The sequence below is a fragment of the Streptomyces avicenniae genome, assembly GCF_000719135.1.
In the GTDB taxonomy this organism is placed as follows: domain Bacteria; phylum Actinomycetota; class Actinomycetes; order Streptomycetales; family Streptomycetaceae; genus Streptomyces; species Streptomyces avicenniae.
In genome coordinates, this window is record NZ_JOEK01000043.1 from 1 (window position 1) to 393 (window position 393).

At 71.5% G+C, this 393-nt stretch carries 1 protein-coding gene; it reads right to left on the reverse strand.

Annotated features, from left to right (window positions below; all coding sequences use genetic code 11):
• Positions 1-207 (reverse strand): hypothetical protein (locus tag IF27_RS30700; protein ID WP_223291265.1); only part of this gene is annotated, 207 nt, incomplete at its 3' end.
• Between the last annotated feature and the right edge of the window lie 186 nt (positions 208-393).

Below are 393 nucleotides of genomic sequence, written 5' to 3' on the forward strand. Positions count from 1 at the left end.
GCCGTAGACGGTCAGATCGCCGACCAGGGTGCCGACGCCGAGACCGATCGCGCCGAGGAAGAAGACGGGCTCGAAGAGTCCGGACAGCAGGACCCACAGGTATGACGCATGGCGGGCCGCCTCGACGTTGCGCAGGAACACCGCCCAGACATGGGCTGGCCGGACGGTTGCCGTCCGACCGGGCGCCGCGGCCGTGGATACAGGCACAGACCCTCCTAGTCCGAGAGGCGTCGAGAGAAGGCGCGGCGGGCGAGAGCGAGTCCGGCGACGGCCCAGACAGCCAGACAGAGCAGGTTCACGGCCGCGTCCTGGGCGGTGCCGGAGCCGAGCAGCAGCATGCGGGACAGGTCGGCGGCGTGCGTCAGGGGCAGGGCCAGGACCACGGCATGGGGC